General features: G+C 67.5%; 15 protein-coding genes. 11 read left to right on the forward strand and 4 right to left on the reverse strand.

The features are described 5' to 3' along the window. The first annotated feature begins 16 nt into the window (after nt 1-16). On the forward strand, nt 17-1,084 hold the full coding sequence (locus ACWIEX_RS08705) for a patatin-like phospholipase family protein (RefSeq protein WP_454032666.1): 1,068 nt from the start codon (nt 17-19) through the stop codon (nt 1,082-1,084). 65 nt (nt 1,085-1,149) lie between these two features. Continuing rightward, nucleotides 1,150-2,208 (forward strand): AI-2E family transporter, encoded by a 1,059-nt coding sequence (locus ACWIEX_RS08710; protein WP_454032667.1) that lies wholly within the window; start codon nt 1,150-1,152, stop codon nt 2,206-2,208. Here the strand turns inward: ACWIEX_RS08710 and ACWIEX_RS08715 are convergent. Then, nucleotides 2,198-4,024, reverse strand: a complete 1,827-nt coding sequence (locus ACWIEX_RS08715; protein ID WP_454032668.1) for a metallophosphoesterase family protein — start codon at nt 4,022-4,024, stop codon at nt 2,198-2,200. The genes ACWIEX_RS08710 and ACWIEX_RS08715 overlap by 11 nt on opposite strands. Nucleotides 4,025-4,173: 149 nt before the next feature. Here ACWIEX_RS08715 and ACWIEX_RS08720 point away from each other — a divergent pair, with 149 nt between their 5' ends. The 9 genes from ACWIEX_RS08720 (at nt 4,174) to ACWIEX_RS08760 (ending at nt 13,301) form a co-directional block, all read left to right on the forward strand. Next, nucleotides 4,174-4,683: a Na+/H+ antiporter subunit E gene (locus ACWIEX_RS08720; protein ID WP_454032669.1), complete on the forward strand. Its 510-nt coding sequence runs from the start codon at nt 4,174-4,176 to the stop codon at nt 4,681-4,683. Further along, nucleotides 4,676-4,963 (forward strand): MrpF/PhaF family protein, encoded by a 288-nt coding sequence (locus ACWIEX_RS08725; RefSeq protein WP_091855391.1) that lies wholly within the window; start codon nt 4,676-4,678, stop codon nt 4,961-4,963. Before ACWIEX_RS08720 ends, ACWIEX_RS08725 begins: the two co-directional genes overlap by 8 nt. Beyond that, complete coding sequence (locus tag ACWIEX_RS08730) at nt 4,960-5,253, forward strand: monovalent cation/H(+) antiporter subunit G (RefSeq protein ID WP_454032670.1); 294 nt, start codon at nt 4,960-4,962, stop codon at nt 5,251-5,253. Before ACWIEX_RS08725 ends, ACWIEX_RS08730 begins: the two co-directional genes overlap by 4 nt. Continuing rightward, the gene (locus ACWIEX_RS08735) at nt 5,250-6,182 is read left to right on the forward strand and encodes a hydrogenase subunit MbhD domain-containing protein (protein WP_454032671.1); all 933 of its coding nucleotides are present in this window, start codon (nt 5,250-5,252) and stop codon (nt 6,180-6,182) included. The genes ACWIEX_RS08730 and ACWIEX_RS08735 overlap by 4 nt, the downstream gene beginning before the upstream one ends. Next, nucleotides 6,179-6,514, forward strand: coding sequence for an NADH-quinone oxidoreductase subunit K (locus tag ACWIEX_RS08740; protein ID WP_454032672.1), 336 nt, complete (start codon nt 6,179-6,181; stop codon nt 6,512-6,514). Before ACWIEX_RS08735 ends, ACWIEX_RS08740 begins: the two co-directional genes overlap by 4 nt. Next, nucleotides 6,511-8,034 carry a complex I subunit 5 family protein gene (locus ACWIEX_RS08745; protein ID WP_454032673.1) on the forward strand — a complete coding sequence of 508 codons (1,524 nt, stop codon included), beginning with the start codon at nt 6,511-6,513 and terminating at the stop codon, nt 8,032-8,034. Before ACWIEX_RS08740 ends, ACWIEX_RS08745 begins: the two co-directional genes overlap by 4 nt. Continuing rightward, nucleotides 8,031-9,662 (forward strand): complex I subunit 5 family protein, encoded by a 1,632-nt coding sequence (locus ACWIEX_RS08750; protein ID WP_454032674.1) that lies wholly within the window; start codon nt 8,031-8,033, stop codon nt 9,660-9,662. Before ACWIEX_RS08745 ends, ACWIEX_RS08750 begins: the two co-directional genes overlap by 4 nt. Before the next feature lie 22 nt (nt 9,663-9,684). Continuing rightward, nucleotides 9,685-11,484, forward strand: a complete 1,800-nt coding sequence (locus ACWIEX_RS08755) for an SLC13 family permease (RefSeq protein ID WP_454032675.1) — start codon at nt 9,685-9,687, stop codon at nt 11,482-11,484. A gap of 113 nt (nt 11,485-11,597) precedes the next feature. Continuing rightward, complete coding sequence (locus tag ACWIEX_RS08760; RefSeq protein ID WP_454032676.1) at nt 11,598-13,301, forward strand: alpha/beta hydrolase; 1,704 nt, start codon at nt 11,598-11,600, stop codon at nt 13,299-13,301. A gap of 48 nt (nt 13,302-13,349) precedes the next feature. On the opposite strand, the gene ACWIEX_RS08765 is transcribed toward ACWIEX_RS08760, so the two are convergent. From ACWIEX_RS08765 to ACWIEX_RS08775, 3 genes are all read right to left on the reverse strand, one after another. After that, nucleotides 13,350-14,057 carry an alpha/beta hydrolase gene (locus tag ACWIEX_RS08765; RefSeq protein WP_454032677.1) on the reverse strand — a complete coding sequence of 236 codons (708 nt, stop codon included), beginning with the start codon at nt 14,055-14,057 and terminating at the stop codon, nt 13,350-13,352. A gap of 101 nt (nt 14,058-14,158) precedes the next feature. Beyond that, nucleotides 14,159-15,601: a metal-dependent hydrolase family protein gene (locus tag ACWIEX_RS08770; RefSeq protein WP_454032678.1), complete on the reverse strand. Its 1,443-nt coding sequence runs from the start codon at nt 15,599-15,601 to the stop codon at nt 14,159-14,161. 44 nt (nt 15,602-15,645) lie between these two features. Beyond that, a complete protein-coding gene (locus tag ACWIEX_RS08775; RefSeq protein ID WP_454033485.1) occupies nt 15,646-16,833 on the reverse strand; it encodes a M14 family metallopeptidase in 1,188 nt (395 codons plus the stop codon). Nucleotides 16,834-17,050 lie beyond the last annotated feature (217 nt).

Here is a 17,050-nt window from a genome sequence, read left to right on the forward strand (position 1 = left end):
CAACAACGGTGATGTCGTGAGCAAGACGCCTGCTTCCTCCAGCCAAGCCGGCGGCGCGAGCCCCCCGCCGCGCAAGCCGCTCGATATCGATCTCGCTTTGCAGGGTGGGGGCGCGCATGGAGCCTTCACCTGGGGCGTGCTGAACCGGATTCTCGAGGAGGACTGGCTGACGATCGAGGCGATCTCGGGCACCTCGGCCGGGGCGATGAATGCGGCGGTCCTGGCCTCCGGCTATGTCACCGGCGGACGGGGCGGCGCGCGCGAGGCACTGAACCAGTTCTGGCGGAAGGTCTCCGAGGCGGCGAAGTTCAGCCCGTTCCAGCGCTCGCCGCTGGACGTGCTGCTCGGGCGCTGGACGCTCGACACCTCGCCGCTTTTCGTCGCGATGGACATGATGTCCCGGGTCGTCTCGCCCTACAGCCTCAATCCGGCGGGCACGAACCCGCTGACCGAGATCCTTGCCGAGATGATCGATTTCGACGCCATCGCGAAAAGCCCGATCAAGCTGTTCATCTCCGCGACGAATGTCCGCACCGGCCGCAATCGCGTCTTCCGCAACGCCGAGATCACGCCTGAAGTGCTGCTCGCCTCGGCTTGCCTGCCGACCCTGTTCCAGGCGGTCGAGATCGACGGCGAGAGCTATTGGGACGGCGGCTATTCCGGCAACCCGACCATGACGCCGCTAATCGAGGAGAGCAATGCCAGCGATACGATCCTCGTCCAGATCAATCCGGTGGAGCGGCCGGGAACGCCGCGGACGGCGCGTGACATCCTGAACCGTCTCAACGAGGTCTCCTTCAACGCGGTTCTGTTGAAGGAGCTCCGCATGATGGCGCTCCTGCAACGCGAGGCGGTTTCCGGGGCCGGCGAGGGTGCGCGCTGGGCGCGGATGCGGGTCCACCGCATCACCAGCGACGCCATGACCGAGCTCGGCTACTCTTCGAAGCTCAATGCCGAATGGGAGTTCCTGACGATGCTGCACGACGAGGGCAGGCGTTCGGCAGAGGCCTTCTATCAGGCAAATCGCAACGAGATCGGCAAGCGCTCGACGCTCGATCTCGCCGAACTCACCAGGGGGGGCTGACCGGTGCTCATCCTGAACGGCCGCACAACCTCGATATTGCCGCCGATGCGAGGACGGACAGGATCATGACGGGCGGCAATATCCATCAGGCCGGTCTGGTCGTGGTCGCCACCATCATCGTGGTGGCGGCGTTGTCGATCGCGAGCTCGGTCTTTGCGCCGGTCGCCTTCGCACTGTTCATCATCGCGCTGGTCTGGCCGTTGCAGAAGGCCCTGCAGGGCTTCCTGCCGCGCCTTCTGGCGCTGGCGGTCTGCGTCGTGGTCATGGTCGTCGCCTTCGTCGGATTCGGCTCCCTGATCGCTTGGGCCTTCGGCCGTGTCGGCCGCTGGATCGTCAGCGATGCCGCCCGTTTCCAGACCTTCTACGACCAGGTCACGGTTTGGCTCGAAGGGCACGGGATCGCGGTCGCCGGGGCCTGGTCCGAGGCGTTCAGCGTCAGCTGGATGCTGCGCACCGCCCAGACCGTCACGGGGCGCCTCAACAGCACGATGAGCTTCTGGCTGGTGGTGCTGGTCTATGTCTTCCTCGGCCTGCTCGAAGTCGATGAGTTCGGCCGCAAGCTCAGGAGCATGCGCAATCGCGCCACCGGCGACCTGCTGCTGCGCGGCAGCATCGCGACGGCGGTCAAGATCCGCCGCTACATGCTGGTCCGGACGGCGATGAGCGTGATCACCGGCGTGCTGGTCTGGGTCTTCGCCAAGTCTGTCGGCCTGCAACTGGCCGAGGAATGGGGCTTCATCGCCTTCCTGCTGAACTACATCCCGTTCCTGGGCCCGCTGGTCGCGACGGTCTTCCCGACCCTGTTCGCCATGACGCAGTTCGGCTCCTGGCAAGCAGTGATCGCGGTCTTCGCCTGCCTCAACCTGATCCAGTTCGTGGTCGGGAGCTATGTCGAGCCGCGGGTCGCCGGCAGCGCCCTTTCGATCTCGCCCGCGACCGTCCTGTTCTCGGTGTTCTTCTGGAGTTATCTCTGGGGGGTCTTCGGCGCCTTCATCGGCGTGCCGATCACCATCGCCCTGCTCACCTTCTGCGCCCTGCATCCGTCGACGCTGTGGCTGGCCGAAATCTTCGGCTCGCCACAGAAGGACGAGAAGATCGCGGAAGGCTCGTCCGTCACGCCATGACGGCGGGCGGCGCGGGTTCGATCACGATGCGCTGCGGTTCCAGCAGCGCAATCCCGCCGGGCGCCGCCGCCAGCGTGTGGATGTAGAAGCAGGTCGGTTCGTCATCCGTCGCCTCCATCACCGGCGACGGCGCGGAGACGATCTTCAGCGCGCCGCAACGGCCGATCCAGTCGATATGGCGGTGCCCATGCATCGCGACCATTCGGGAGGCGACCGGTCGCAGCAGCCGCAGGAGCCGGCTGCCATTGATCAGGGCCGTGCCGATGCGCTCCGAAAACGCTTTTGCCGGCCGCGGATATTCGACCGGATGGTGATGGAGCGCCAGGATCCAGCGCGCCTGCGGAAAGGCGCGGGTCGCGGCGAGCAACGCCTGCATATCCTCCTCGGCGACGAGGCCGAGCGCGTTGGTGAAGGAGAAATGCGCTTCCACGTTGGAGTTCAGCAGGATGACGCCGAGTCCGTCCGGCTCGGCCGGCGGCAGCACCATCGGGAAGGCATCCTCCCAGATCGCGGCGAGGCCGATTGAGAGGCGCAAGCCCCCCGAATCGGCGAAAGCGGCGATCCTGTCGCGATGTGGTTCCAGCGTGGCGGCGAGACTGCCGGCGAGGTGGCTTCGGCTGTCGTCGAAAAGCTGAACCCGCTCGCCCTGGAGAGCCGCCATGGCCGAGAGCGTGCGCATCTGGCGCAGGCGCTTGCCCGGGCTGCCCGGCAATTCGAGCCGGGCGGGATTGGCGCGGTCGACGATGTTGACGTCGTGGTTGCCGGGCAGGATCAGGCTGCGCGCGGCGAGAGCGGGGTGGCGCAGCATCGCGTCGAGGAACTCGGCCCATTCGGCAGAGCGCCCGGCGTCTGTCATGTCGCCGGTGATGAGCAGCAGGTCGAGCGGCTCGACCTCATGGATTTCAGCCAGCCGCTCGAGCGCCTGGCGAAAGCGTTCGTTGCCGCGCGGGCCGGCGCGCCCGCTCTCGATCCTGAAGCCGTAGCGCTCGCCGACGACATGGACGTCGGAGAGATGCGCGACGCGCCACCGGCGGGCCGCGGGCGGCACGGTGTCGAAGCCGTCGAGATCCTGCGGCTGGTCCATGAACCCGTCGGCGATACCCCAGAGCAGCGAGGCCGCCGCCAGATAGAGCGACATCAGCACGACGGCATTGGCGAGGGCGGGAAGGACGAGCCGGACCGGATCGACGAAGTCGGCGAAGCCGCCGGACCAGCGTGTCGCCGGCCAGGCGAGAGCGGCGACCGCACTGGCGACGAGGCAACCGACCAGCCCCGCGCCGATCGCGCTGCCCGCGCGCCAGGTCGCCCGCCTGTCCGGAGCGGCGGCAGCGGGGATGAAGCGCTCGGCGAGATGCTGCAGCCCCTCGCGGCAGATGGCGTAGCCTGGCTGCACCACAAGCGCGTTCAGCGACCAGAAGCTCTTCTCCGCCAGGCGGAACAGCGGCCGGAAACCGTACCAGCCGACGGCGCCGACCAAAGCGAGGAGCACCAGCGAACCGATTCCGGCGAGTGCCGTCACGCGGCCTGACACGGACGCGACCCAGGCCGACATGACGAGGGGGGCCGCGCCCAGCAGGAGACTCGGCAGCAGGGCACCCAGAACCCAGGCGAGCGCCAGCTTGGGCAGGCTGATCTCGCCAAGCAGGCTGCCCGCGATGGCGATCAGTGAGTGCTTCTTGGTGCTGCTCGCGTCGTCTTCCGCGTCGCCGTGCCGCGGTTCGATGATCATCGGCATGGCGGCGCGGCCGGCCGGGCGGGCGGCGTCGAAGGAAACTTGAGCTGCGGCATGCGGTCCCCGGACAGAGCGAGCCGCCATCCTGCGCAGATCGGGTGCCCGCCTGCCAGCCATCGCGCCGAGAATGGGACGTGGCGCACAGTCATGAGACATCGGGCTGATGTTGCGCGGGGAGGTGGGCGCTACCCTCATGCTGAACTGGGGGGTATCGACCGGAGGCGGGCGAGACGATGGGTGGAGCGGCCGCGGCCGACGACGCGCGGCTCTCGGCGCTCTGGATCCGAGGGCTTTGCCTGCTGTTGCTGTGGGTGATCCTGATTGGCCCCGCACCGATGGATCTGCCTGTCGGGCTCGTCGCCAGCGCCGCCGGAGTCTGGGCCAGTACGGCGCTGTGGCCACCCGGCGGTAAGCTTTCGCCAGCGGGCCTCGCGCGGTTCCTGGTCCGCTTCCTGCCGCAATCGGTAGCCGCCGGGCTCGACGTGGCGCGGCGCGCCTTTGCACGCGAACTCGACCTGCGGCCGGGCTTCGCGACCTGCCGTTCCAGCATTCCCGGCGGCATGGCGCGCGATTCCGCCTGCGCCGTGATGAGCCTGCAGCCGGGCAAGCTGCCGGTTGCCGTTGAGAGCGACGGGACCCTGCATATCCATTGCCTCGATCTGCGTGAGGCCGTGGCCGAGCAGGTTGCGGCCGACGAGGTCGCTTTCCGCCGAATCCTCGAACGGGATCGGCGTGATGGCTGATTTTCTGACCACTGCGGCGTTGTTCATCCTGGCCGTCACGGCCATCGCGCTGTTGCGCGTGCTGCGCTCCCGGATCACGGCCGAACGCATGATGGCGGTGCAATTGCTCGGGACCGGCGGAGCGGCGGTTCTTCTGCTGCTGGGGGCGGCATCCGGCTCTGCGGCTGCGAGCGATGTCGCGCTGCTGCTCACTTTGTTCGCGGCGTTCTCCTGCGTGGCTTTCGTCCTGGGCTCCGCTGGGCAGGACGCGGACCGCACTTCGTCGGGAGAGCAGCCATGAGCGCCCTTCTCGACACCGTCACCGTCGTCCTGGTGAGCGTGGGGGCACTGCTCTTCCTGGCCGGCGCGCTCGGCCTGCTGCGCTTTCCCGATACGTTGAGCCGGTTGCATGCGATCAGCAAGGCCGACAATCTCGGGCTCGGGCTGATCGTGCTCGGTCTCCTGCCGCAATCGGCGAGCATCGCGGGCGGCTTGAAGCTCGTCTGCATCTGGCTGCTCGCGCAGCTTTCGGCCGCGACGGCGAGCCAGTTGCTCGCGCGCGCCGTCCATCGCGACCGAACCGATCGATGATGGCGCTGTTCGACCTCGCGCTCGTCGCCTTGCTGCTGATGCTCGCGCTTCGCGTCGTCGTCGAGCCGGACCAGCGCAGCGCGATCATCACCTTCCTCGCCTTCGGCCTGCTGCTCGGGCTGGCCTGGGTCCGGCTGTCGGCGCCCGACGTCGCCTTGACGGAGATCGCGATCGGCGGCGGCGCGACCGGGATCCTGCTGTTGCGGGCGGAAGCCGCCCTGCGCGGCCGCGGCAAGCAGGCGGAGCCGGTGACGCGCACGGGCAAGCTCGCCGTCGCTGCGGGCTGCGCCGCAATCTCCGCCGGGCTCGGCTTCGCCGTGCTGACCTTCTCCACACCGGCGCCGACGCTCGCGCCGGCCGCCGCGCAGGCGCTTCCCGCGACGGGGCTGGGCAATCCCGTCACCGCCGTCCTGCTGGCCTATCGCGCGCTCGATACGCTGCTGGAGAAGGTCGTGGTGCTGCTCGCCCTGATCGGGGTCTGGTCGCTGGCGCCCGACGCGCTGTGGGGCGGCGCTCCCGATGTGAAGCCCGCCGCCGTTCCGGGGCCGCTTGCCTATCTCGGGCGTGTCCTGCCGCCTTTCGGCGTCGTCATCGGCGTCTACATGTTCTGGGTCGGGGCGGATGCGCCGGGCGGCACCTTCCAGGCCGGGACGGTGCTCGCGGCGATGTGGCTGCTGGTGATGATGGCGGGGCTTCATCCGCCCCCCGACACGGCCCGATGGTTGCTACGGCTGGTGCTGGCAGGCGGGCCGATCCTGTTCCTGGCGATCGCCTTCCTCGGCTTCGCCTTCGCCGACGGCTTCCTCGCCTATCCGAAGGCACTGGCGAAACCCCTGATCCTGGCGATCGAGGCGGCGTTGACGCTCTCCGTCGCTGCGGCGCTCGCCATGCTGGTCGCCGGGCCGGCCCGCAAGGCGCGGGCGCGATGATGGCGGTGCTTCAGCCCGGTGTCCTGTTCGGCCTGTGCGGGGCAGCGCTCGTCGGCATCGGCCTGTTCGCCGTCATCACCCATCCTGGGCTGCTGCGGCGGATCGTCGGCTGCAACATCCTTGGCGCGGGCATCTTCCTCGTTTTCGGCGCCGTCGCGCGGCGCAGTGCCGGCGCGGGCTTCGACGCCGACCCGGTGCCGCAGGCCCTGGTGATCACCGGCATCGTCGTCGCCTTCTCTGCCAGCGCACTGGCCGTCGCCTTGCTGAAGCGGCTCTCCGAGCTGACTGTCGGCGACCGAGCGGCCCCTGATGAATCGCGGAGTGGCTTGTGACGCCGCTCGTCCATGCCACCACGCCGGGCGGTTTCCTGCTGGTCCTGGCCACGGTCCTGCCGGTCTGCGCCGTGCTCGCCATCCTCGCCTCCGGGCCGCGCAGCGCGGCCCGGATCGCGCTGGCGACCTTCGCCGCCGGGTTCGCCGTCGCCATCGCCATCGCCATCGAGCTGATATCGAGCGGGAAAGCGCTTTCCTATGTCGTCGGCGCCTGGCAGCCGCCGCTCGGCATCGCGCTGCGGGCCGACGGGCTATCGGGGGCGATGCTGGTCATGACGGCGCTGGTCGTGGTCGCGGTCGGGCTGTTCGCGCATATCCAGCATGGGCTCCAGGCGGACGCTGGCGGCGGACGGGCGCAGACGACCTTCTGGGTGATGCTGCTGGCGCTTTGGAGCGCACTGAATGCCGTCTTCGTCGGCGAGGATCTGTTCAACCTCTATGTCGCGCTTGAACTGCTGACCTTCGCGGCGGTGCCGCTGGTCTGCCTCGACGGCCGGGCTGAGACCGTCACGGCGGCGTTGCGCTATCTGCTGTTCGCGCTGATCGGCTCGCTGCTCTATCTGCTTGGGGCCGGCCTGATCTACGGCCAGTACGGCACGCTCGACCTGCTCGCGCTGGCGCAGCTTGGCCGGCAGGACCCGGCGCTCGCGGTTGCGCTGGCGCTGATGATCGTCGGGCTCCTGGCCAAGGCGGCGCTGTTTCCGTTGCATCTCTGGCTGCCGCCGGCCCATGCCGGGGCGCCGGCTCCGGCGAGCGCCGTCCTGTCGGCGCTGGTGATCAAGGCGCCGGTTTTCCTGATCCTGCGGTTGGTGCTCGACGTCGCGCCCCCGCAGGCGGCCGCGATTGCAGGCCAGATGCTCGCCGTCCTGGGCGCCGCCTCGATCCTGTTCTGCAGCGTCATGGCGCTCCGGCAGGCGCGGCTGAAGCTGATGATCGCCTATTCGACCGTGGCGCAGATCGGCTATCTCTTCATCGTCTTCCCGTTGGCCGCCGGCAGCGCCGACCTACCGCCATGGGGCACGATCGCCTGGACAGGCGGCGCGCTCCAGCTGGTCTCCCATGCGCTGGCTAAGGCGGCGATGTTCCTGGCGGCGGGCGTCATTGCCGAGGCCTTCGGTCATGATCGCATCGCCGATCTCGGCGGCTTCGGCCGGGTACTGCCGATCAGCGCGGCCGCCTTTGGCCTCGCGGGTCTGTCGCTGATGGGTATTCCGCCGAGCGGCGGCTTCGTCGCCAAATGCCTGCTGCTGACGGCCGCAGTGATCCAGGGGAATCCCTGGCTGGCAGCAACCATCCTGGCCGGCGGGGTTCTGGCCGGTGCCTACGTCTTCCGCGTGATCGACAAGGCGCTGGCCGTCCCCACCGTTCCGATCGTGGCGCGCCGTGCCGTGCAGCGCCGGCTCGAATGCGCGGCGCTCGCCTTGGCCATTGCAGCCGTGCTGATCGGTTTCGTGCCGCTGCGGCCCTTCGGCTTCCTGCAGATCGGCCGCGATGGCCTCAACATGGCATGGGCGCCATGAGCAGCGCCGGCCTGCTTCTCGCCGCAGCGCTGTTCTTCCCGTTCGTGCTCGCGATCGGCTGCCTGTCCGCGCGGTTCCGGGCGAGGGCCCTGGCCGTGGTCGTCATCGCGCCGCTGCCGGCCCTCGCGGCGGCGGTCCTCGTACCGGAAGGTCGCTTCGCCTTCTTCCCGGCGCCGTTCCGGCTGACGCTGGTGCTCGACCAGCCGGGCGCGATCCTGCTCGGGGGCGCCGCGCTGCTGTGGAGCGCTGCCGGCGCCTACGCGGCCTCGCTCATGGCGCGCGACCCGGCTGCGTCGCGCTTTGCAATCTGGTGGCTGCTGACCCTCACCGGCAGCCTCGGCCTCTTCATCGTCGGCGACGTTGTGAATTTCTACCTGCTGTTCACGTTGGCGAGCCTTTCGGCCTATGGCCTGATCGTCCACGAGCAGAGCGCCTCCGCGCACCGGGCCGGTGTCATCTATGTCGGGCTCGCTCTGCTGGGAGAGGCCTTCCTGCTGATCGCGCTGGTGATGCTGTCGGCCACGTATCCCGACGCCAATCCGCAGATCCGCAGCGTCGTCGCCGAATTGCCGGCCTCGCCGATGCGTGACGGCACCCTCGCGCTGTTCATACTCGGCTTCGCGTTGAAGATGGGGCTGGTGCCGCTGCATGTCTGGCTGCCCCTGGCGCATCCGGCCGCGCCGACACCGGCTTCGGCGGTGCTGAGCGGCGTCGTGGTCAAGGCCGGCGTGATCGGGCTGATCCGCTTCCTGCCCTTCGAGGCCGGGGTGCCGCTCTGGGGTTCCGTGCTGATCGGGGTCGGCCTCGTCACGGCCTATTACGGCGTCATCGTCGGCATCACCCAGCCGCGGGCGAAGACGGTGCTGGCCTATTCTACCGTGAGCCAGATGGGGCTGCTCGCGGTGCTGCTCGGTGTCGGCCTCGACACCGCCGATCCTGCCGTCACGAACCTGACGGCCTATTACGCCGTTCACCACACGCTGGTGAAGGGCGCGCTGTTCCTGGGCGTCGGCGTCCTCGCCACGACAGGAGGGCGCCGCCTCAGGCTCGCGCTGCTGGTCACCGCGGTGCTCGCGCTGAGCCTCGGCGGCATGCCGCTGACCAGCGGTGCACTGGCCAAGCTCGCGACCAAGCCATTGTTCGGCTATGGCTGGCTCACCGGCGCGATGACGCTGGCCGGCGCCGGCAGCACCGCGCTGATGCTGCATTTCCTGCTGATCCTGCGCCGCGACACGGCGGGCAATCCGGCGGGATCGCCGGCGCTCGGGCAGCTCGTGCCCTGGCTGGTCGTGGTGGCTGCCGCCTTCCTCATCCCGTGGTCGCTCTATCCGGCGGTTTCCGGCGAAACGGTTTTCGGCCTGCTCCAGCCGGAGGCGCTCTGGAAGGTGACCTGGCCGATGCTGCTCGGCGCGGTCGCGATGCTGTTCGTCCATCGATTGCCGCAACGGCTCGGTGCGATTCCGGAAGGCGACATCATCGTCCTCGCACAAGCCGCACAACCGGTTGCCAGCCGCTTTTCGGATCGGATCGGGGGTATCGACGCCCATTTTCGCCGCTGGCCCGTTGCCGGGTTCGTCCTGATCGCTCTTGCCATCCTGCTTGGCGGCGTTTTGATGTTGCAGGCCTGAGAGGGCGGCAGGAGGCCTCGACGTGGCACCGATCCAGAGCACCGCCCTCGTCACCATGGCCGCGATCGTGCTGTTCACCTGGAACAGGCTGCCGGTCGTCGTGGTCGCGATCGGCGCGGCGCTGGCGCTGTGGGCGACGGGCGTGGTCACGCTCGACCAAGCCTTCGCCGGCTTCGGCGACCGCGCCGCCCTCTTCGTTGCCAGTCTCTTCATTGTCAGCGCTGCGCTCGAAAGAACGGGCATCACCGCCTGGGCCGGACAGTACCTGATCGCGAAGGCGGGAACCGAAGGGCTGACACGGCTGCTGGTCATCATCATGGTCGCGGCCGGTTGTCTGAGTGCCTTCATCAGCGGCAGCGGCGCGGTCGCGGCGCTGATGCCGGTCGCGGTCATGGCGGCGGTCCGCCTGCGCCAATCGCCGGCGCAGCTCCTGATGCCGCTCGCCTTCGCCTCCCATGCCGGCGCGAACCTGCTACTGACCGGGGCGCCGAAGAATATCCTGGTGTCGGAGGCGCTGGAGGATGCGGGGCTCCCCGGCTTCGCCTTCGCGGAGTTCGCGTTGGCCGGGTTGCCGCTTCTGGTCGGGACCATCGCGATCATCCTGCTGCTGGGCAAGCGCCTGTTGCCGCAGCAGAGCAGCGCGCGGCTGCCGGCCGACTTCAGCCGGCACGCCCAGACCCTCGTCGAGCATTACGGGCTGAGCGACGGCGTCTTCCGGCTGCGCGTGCGGTCGACCTCCACCTATGTCGGCATCCCACCCGACGAGATCGATGTCGGGTCGGCCGGGCGGCTCAACCTCATGGCCGTACAGGCGGGGGAAACGCGGACGCCGCTACGAGCCCCGGCGGTCTCCAAGGGTGATTACCTGCTCGTACGCGGCGATGCAGAGGCGATCGCGACGCTGGCTGCCGACAAGCATCTGGCCTTGCGCGAGGAGGGGGCGCAGCCGGGATTGTTCAGTCGCCGTTCCGGCCTCGCCGAGGTGGTGATCCCGCCGCGCTCGGCCTTGATCGGCCGCGCGCTGTTCCCGGGCATGGTGACCGATAGCGGCGATCTCGTCGTGCTGGCCGTGCAGCGAGCCGGCGTCGACGTCGAGCCGGGCGAGACCTTGCTTGCCGGCGACACCATGCTTCTCGAAGGGACCTGGGAGGCGCTGGATTTGCGCCTCGACGACCCCGACGTGCTCGTCGTCAACTCGCCCGATCTGGTCCGGCGCCAGGCGGTGCCGATGGGGGCCGGCGCCGGGGTGACGCTCGCCGTGCTGGCCAGCCTCGTCGCGATGCTCGCGACGGGCATCCTGCCGCCTGCGGTGGCCGGACTCATCTGCGCCGGTGCCCTGGTCCTCGCCGGCATCATGACCGTGGAGCAGGCCTATCGCGCGATCAACTGGACGACGGTGATCCTGATCGCGGCGATGATGCCGCTCTCCACGGCGATGGTGCAGTCGGGGGCGGCCAAGGTGGTGGCCGACCAGCTGGTGACGCTGACGGGTGGAGCAGGCCCCTTCGTCTTCCTCGGCGGCCTCTTCGTGCTGACCGCGAGCCTCGGCCAGGTCATGAGCAACACGGCGACGACGATGCTGGTCATTCCGATCGCCATGGCGGCCGCCGCGGGCCTGGGCGTCTCACCGCGCCCGGTGCTGATGAGCCTGTGCATTGCCGGCTCGGCCTCGTTCCTGACGCCGATCGCGACCGCGACCAACATGATGGTGATGGGGCCGGGCGGCTACAGCTTCAACAGCTACTGGAAGCTCGGAGCGCCGCTGATGCTCTGGTTCTTCGTCATGGCCGTATTCTACGTGCCGCTGGTCTGGCGCTTCTGAATGTCGCCGCCTTCACCTACTTGCTCTCCGAGGCCGGCTATGGACCCCAACCGGCTGGTTGAACGCAGCAGATCCCATTTTCGGCAGGTAAGATGACAGGCTATCGCACGAGAATGCTTCTCCTTCCGCTGCGCTGGAGCCGTAACCTGTCCGGTATCGGACTGGCTCTGGGCACGTTCCTGTTTGCGGCTTCGCTGACCCCGACGCTCGTTCCGCGCACTGCTCTGACCCAAGGGGTTCTTGGAGGAGTCTGCTTTGCCATCGGCTACGGTCTCGGTACGGCCTGGCGCTGGTTTTGGGCGTATCTGGAGATGCCAGAGCCGAACGAGCGCATGCGGCGCATCGGCAATATCGTCATCGCCTGCGTCTGCCTGCCGGTGGCCGTGATCTTTCTGGCCAACGCTGCGGGGTGGCAGAATTCCATCCGCAAGGTGATGGCGATGGAGCCGATCGACAGCGCCCATCCGCTTCAGGTCAGCCTGATCGCGCTCGCGACCTTCGCCGTGCTGCTGGCTCTTGGGCGGCTGTTCAGGCTTGTCGCCCTGTTCCTGGCGCGGCGACCGCTGCGCTTCATGCCGCGGCGCGTCGCCTTGGCCGCTGGCCTCACGATCACGACGCTGCTGCTGTGGACGCTGGCGAATGGTTTCCTGGTCCGCATCAGCTTTCGCATGCTCGATTCCTCCTTCCGCGAGCGCGACGCCCTGATCGAGCCGACCAGCCCGCAACCGATCGATCCGCTCCAGTCGGGAAGTGCCGCCTCGCTTGTGAAATGGCAGGAATTGGGGCGTGCGGGCCGGGAATTCGTAGCCTCGCGGCCGAGCACGGCCGAGATTGCGGCGATGACAGGCAGGCCCGCCTCGCAGCCCATCAGGCTCTATGTCGGGCTGCGGGCCGCCGGATCTGCGCAGGCGCGGGCACGGTTGGCGTTGGAGGAGCTAAAGCGCGCCGGCGCCTTCGAGCGCGCGATCCTCGTCGTGATAACGCCGACCGGCACCGGCTGGGTCGACCCCTCCGCCATCGCCCCGATCGAATATCTCGGCGACGGCAACGTCGCCAGCGTGGCACTGCAGTACTCCTATTTGTCGAGCCCGCTGTCGCTGCTGGCCCAGCCCGAATATGGCTCGGAGGCGGCGCAGGCATTGTTCGCCGAGGTGTACGGCTATTGGACGGGCTTGCCCAAGGACCGCAGGCCACGGCTCTATCTGCACGGGCTGAGCCTTGGCTCGATGAATTCGGAGCGCTCGGTCGAGCTGCTCGACATGATCGGCGACCCGGTCGACGGCGCCTTGTGGAGCGGCCCTCCCTTCGGCAGCCGCTTCTGGCGCAGCATCACGGATCGGCGCAATCCCGGCTCCCCCGCCTGGCTTCCTGAATATCGTGACGGTCGCTTCGTCCGCTTCATGAACCAGGAGGGTCCGCGCGTGACCCCCGAAACGCCTTGGGGCGTCCTGCGGATCGTCTATCTCCAATATGCCAGCGACGCGGTCACCTTCTTCGACCGGAACTCCTTCTTCCGGCGGCCCGCCTGGCTCGAGCCGGTGCGCGGCCCGGATATTTCCCCGGAGTTCCGCTGGTATCCGATCGTGACGGGTCTGCAACTCGCGCTCGACATGGCTTTCGCGACGCGGACGCCGATGGGCTACGGACACGTCTATGCCCCCCAGCACTATGTCGATGCCTGGGTCGCGGTTGCCGATATCCGGAACTGGTCGCAGGAAAGTCTGGCTTCGTTGAAGCGGCATCTCCTGGAAAAAGCTCAGCGCAGGACCGACGATCGGGACGGAGAGGAGGGCCCCTACGACAATCGCGGGGGCTGACCGCCGGGGCGGCAAGAGTGTCGCGCCCGAGCGCGCCGAACCAAGGCTTCAGAAGCCGCTTTTCTCGCCCTGAAGATAGGCTGCGACGTTTCGGGCGAGCTCCGACATCGTCAGGTCGTGGTTGAAGCGCCCGGTCCTGATGAAGGTCACCGCCTGGGCGACGACCAGCGGGTTGTTCATCATGAAGGTATGGGTCACCGGCAAGACGATGTGATCGGTCATGCCATCGAGCTTCGTGCTCTCCACGGAGACCTTGCCGTCGTTCGGGCCGGCGAAGAAATGCGACAGGAGCGGGTTGAGCGAGAGTGTTCCGGCGATGATGCCCAGCTCGTAATCTGCCTTGGGCAGGGAGTTGGGCAGGCTGTCCGGGTCCGTTCCGAGCTGTCGGCCGGCGGGTCCGTTGATCAGCTCGAAAGCCGGCAGGCGACCGAGCCCATCCACCAGTTCCGAGCCGTGATTGGGCGGGGCCAGCATCACGACGCGCCCGAGCTCGCGCGGACGGTTCTGCCGTAGCCATGCACGCAGGAGGATGCCTCCCATCGAATGGGTTACGAAATGCATCCGCTCCCCGTTGCAGCTTCGGGCGGCGTTCTCGACGTGGCTCAGCAGGCCTTCTATCGCATGGTCCGTTGAATCGTAGGTTTCGTTGATGACGTTGTAGCCAACAGCCGAAAGCAGCTTTTCGATGAGCAGAAGTGACGATCTGCTTCGTGCGAGACCATGAAGCAGGATGACTGTTTCGGATTCGCTCGTCATTTGCTCCCTGGTTCGCACTCTGTTGGACGCTCGGGCTCACTCTCGGCTCTGACCTGCGAGAAAACCACGGCAGCGCATGTTCCAGAGCCGAATCGATCACTTCACAACAGGTTCTTGTGGAACCGGCCGTCCTTCATGATCACGGCAAAGTTCTTATGCGGATCTTCAAGCAGTCGGATGTCGTCGATCGGATTGCCTGCTACCACAAGAAGGTCCGCCAAAGCCCCTTCCGTGAGAACGCCGATCTTGCCCGGGTAGGGATTACGAAGGCCCGACAGTTGCAGCAGCTCGGCATTCCCCGAGGTCGCCATCTGCAGGATTTCGGCGTTGCTGTACCAGTTGCTCAAATGCGTGAGCATGATGTTCTGGCGAGGGGCCAGTTCAGGCGAAAACAGGACGTCCGAGCCCCAAGCGGTCTTGATGCCGAACTTGCGGGCGAAGCCATAGATCCGCGGCGTCCCGGCAAAAAGCTGTTCGATGCGCTCGACCGCCGGCCCCGTCTGCGTGGCCGCGTCTTCCATGGTCAGGAAGGGTTGCATGCTGAGCCAGGCACCCTTCTCGGCGATCATCCGCGCCGTGTCCTCATCGACAAGATGGGCGTGTTCGATCGACATCGCGCCGGCGGCCAATGCGCGGCGGACGGCGCGAGAGGTATAGGCGTGCACCGTCGCGTAGGTATTCCAGTCCTGCGTTACGGCGACCGCGGCACGCAGTTCGTCCTCGCTGAAGGTAAGAATATCGAGCGGGCTGCGCGGCGACGACACGCCGCCCCCGCCCACGAGCTTGATCTGCGATGCGCCCTGCAGCAACTGCTCGCGAATGCGCATCTGCAGGTCGCCGATGCTGTCAACGATCGCGGCGCCTCCTATCAGTTCGCCCTTGCTCAATCGGGCGCCATCGCGCGGGATTTCGCTCGGCAGCCTGAGGTCGCCATGCCCGCCGGATGTGGTGATCATCGCACCGGACGGGAAAATGCGCGGACCGGGGGTCATGCCGGCATCGATCGCCTGCTTGAAGGAGAAGACGGGGCCGCCGAGATCTCGAACCGTGGTGAAACCACGCAGCAGCGTGCGATTGGCCTCGGCAGTCGACGCGGCGTAGATGATGCCGGGATCGCCATTCAGCAGGATGGGAAGCGGCACGGCGGCGAAGATCGTATGCCAGTGCGCATCGATCAGGCCGGGGGTGAGCACACCGTTGCGGCAGCCGATCACGGTCGCTCCGCTCGGCGCGGGAGCGTTGGTGAAATCGACCGAGGCGATCCTGTTGTTCTCGACCAGGACCTGCGCGCCCTCCCTCACCTTGCCGGAGGCGCTGTCGAAAAGCCGCGCTTCGCGAAAGAGAATCCTGGTGGGCGGCGCGGCCGTCTGCGCGGATAAGCGCCCAGGCAGCACGCCGGACAAAGCGGCGGCGGCGGCACTCGCGAGCAGGCCGCGCCGCGACAGCAGGTCGAGGCGACTGGACGCTGCGTGCAGATCGGGGCTGAGGCAACCGCATCCAGTGCGACGAGCCAGATGCCCGTATTTCTGGCCGAGTCTCAGCATCGTCTCTCTCCCGTTTGCCGGTCAGGCCGCCTTGCAGCCTTCGCTCATTCGACGACCACGTCGCCGCCGACCGCTTGAGCACTATCGAACAGCATGAATACGATCGGCGTACCCGCCTCGGCCGTGGCGTCGGTCCTGCGGGCGCCGACCTTGCCGCTGCGCGGTGCCGTATATTCCGCGACCACCTCCCCGAAGGTGTTGCGCTGGACCGCGACCTTCTGCCCGGCTTCGACCGCCTGGTTGAGCTTGACCAGAAGCTCGACGAAACCGCCTCTGTTCGTGACGACCGGCAGCATGCCGTCGGCGACGAAGACGTTCGAATCCTTGCCCGTCCTGCCGATGGCCCCGGCGACGATGCCGTGATGCTTGAGGACGTTCATCGTCCCTTCGACGAAGAGCGCGATCATCTCGTGATCGAACACGCGCGGCCGGCCGATCTCGGGCGTGAAGGCCGGAATGCCGGCCGCGATCAGCGCATTTGCCAGGAGTCCGGGATAGGCGGGATTGTCGAAAATCTGCTCGATCGGGTAGAGCTCGGCCATCGCCTTGACTTCGGGCAGATCCATGCGCGCGAGATGGAACGCCGTCATGTCCATTCCCGTCGCGGCGGTATGGAAGTCGATGCCGTAATCGAGATTCGCGCGGAGCAACCGATTGAACACCAGGCCCGCATGGCGGCTCGGTGCGTCGGGGGCGTTTTCGTTGCCGGGAAACAGCCGGTTGATATCGATGAGGTCGATCCCGCGCCCGGAACTCGGCCAGCGCCGCTCCATCCCTTCGATCGCGGGGCGCGAGACGTCGAACACGGCCAGCACCGTTCCGGACATCCCGGCCGGTTCGAGCTGCCTCATCACGGACTGGACGGTGTGCATCGGGCTCATCTCATCGCCGTGAATGCCGCTGATCAGCCCGAGCCGCTTGCCGGGGGCGGCGCCCTTGGCCACCATCACCGACACGTACCAATGCTGGCCCGTCGGCATCTGAACGCCCTGGAAGTAGAAGCTGTGCTTGCCGGGCGCGAGGTCCGCGACATCGAGGGCGCTGATCACGCGCTTGCCGTCGATGATATCGCCCGTATAGACGGTGCCCGATCCTGCGCTGGGAGAAGCCGTCGGCGCTACCGCGGCAGATTGCGCCTGTGCCTGCTCCGCCTTCAGCGCCACGGCCGCGCTGACCGTTGCCGCGATCATAAAATCGCGACGGTCGAGGCTTTCGGCTCGTTCAATCGTCATCGCTACGATCCTCAGGGTGCCAAGAGTACATGCATAGGAGCGACAAGCAACGATGCTGGGCAACCCCCATAGCGGTGTCCTGCTCATTATCTCGATACGAACGACTTTGAGATACCGGCGTTCGGGGCGATTTATGAAAGGAGAAGCGGAAATACAGTCACAGCGCGTGGGCGATGACCGTCGTGGGAAGCGGTCGCGCTTGGCCGTTGACGGGCGG

It is taken from the genome of Allobosea sp. NPDC055353 (genome assembly GCF_053644975.1).

Excerpts from the sequence above, each read along its gene's own strand:
- ACWIEX_RS08710 (WP_454032667.1), top strand. The coding sequence starts at position 1,150 with ATGACGGGCGGCAATATCCATCAGGCCGGTCTGGTCGTGGTCGCCACC.
- ACWIEX_RS08715 (WP_454032668.1), bottom strand. The coding sequence starts at position 4,024 with ATGGCGGCTCGCTCTGTCCGGGGACCGCATGCCGCAGCTCAAGTTTCC.
- ACWIEX_RS08720 (WP_454032669.1), top strand. The coding sequence starts at position 4,174 with ATGGGTGGAGCGGCCGCGGCCGACGACGCGCGGCTCTCGGCGCTCTGG.
- ACWIEX_RS08725 (WP_091855391.1), top strand. The coding sequence starts at position 4,676 with ATGGCTGATTTTCTGACCACTGCGGCGTTGTTCATCCTGGCCGTCACG.
- ACWIEX_RS08730 (WP_454032670.1), top strand. The coding sequence starts at position 4,960 with ATGAGCGCCCTTCTCGACACCGTCACCGTCGTCCTGGTGAGCGTGGGG.
- ACWIEX_RS08735 (WP_454032671.1), top strand. The coding sequence starts at position 5,250 with ATGATGGCGCTGTTCGACCTCGCGCTCGTCGCCTTGCTGCTGATGCTC.
- ACWIEX_RS08740 (WP_454032672.1), top strand. The coding sequence starts at position 6,179 with ATGATGGCGGTGCTTCAGCCCGGTGTCCTGTTCGGCCTGTGCGGGGCA.
- ACWIEX_RS08750 (WP_454032674.1), top strand. The coding sequence starts at position 8,031 with ATGAGCAGCGCCGGCCTGCTTCTCGCCGCAGCGCTGTTCTTCCCGTTC.
- ACWIEX_RS08760 (WP_454032676.1), top strand. The coding sequence starts at position 11,598 with ATGCTTCTCCTTCCGCTGCGCTGGAGCCGTAACCTGTCCGGTATCGGA.
- ACWIEX_RS08765 (WP_454032677.1), bottom strand. The coding sequence starts at position 14,057 with ATGACGAGCGAATCCGAAACAGTCATCCTGCTTCATGGTCTCGCACGA.
- ACWIEX_RS08770 (WP_454032678.1), bottom strand. The coding sequence starts at position 15,601 with ATGCTGAGACTCGGCCAGAAATACGGGCATCTGGCTCGTCGCACTGGA.
- ACWIEX_RS08775 (WP_454033485.1), bottom strand. The coding sequence starts at position 16,833 with ATGACGATTGAACGAGCCGAAAGCCTCGACCGTCGCGATTTTATGATC.